Source organism: Pseudomonas sp. 32_A, assembly GCF_017490905.1.
Classification (GTDB): Bacteria; Pseudomonadota; Gammaproteobacteria; order Pseudomonadales; family Pseudomonadaceae; genus Aquipseudomonas; species Aquipseudomonas inefficax.
In genome coordinates this window covers 1-255 of the sequence record NZ_JAFGYI010000442.1, presented here as the reverse complement: position 1 = coordinate 255, position 255 = coordinate 1, and the positions used below count along the sequence as shown (strand labels likewise).

1 rRNA gene is annotated in these 255 nt (G+C 49.0%); it reads left to right on the top strand.

What is annotated here, in order from left to right:
- Window positions 1–255 (top strand): 23S ribosomal RNA (locus tag J5M58_RS28615); the annotation flags it as partial.

The window sequence follows — 255 nt, the reverse complement described above, 5'->3', positions numbered from 1 at the left end:
CTTGTACTGAATACATAGGTGCAAGAGGCGAACCAGGGGAACTGAAACATCTAAGTACCCTGAGGAAAAGAAATCAACCGAGATTCCCTTAGTAGTGGCGAGCGAACGGGGACCAGCCCTTAAGTTGGTTTGAGATTAGTGGAACGCTCTGGAAAGTGCGGCCATAGTGGGTGATAGCCCCGTACACGAAAATCTCTTGTCAATGAAATCGAGTAGGACGGAGCACGAGAAACTTTGTCTGAATATGGGGGGACC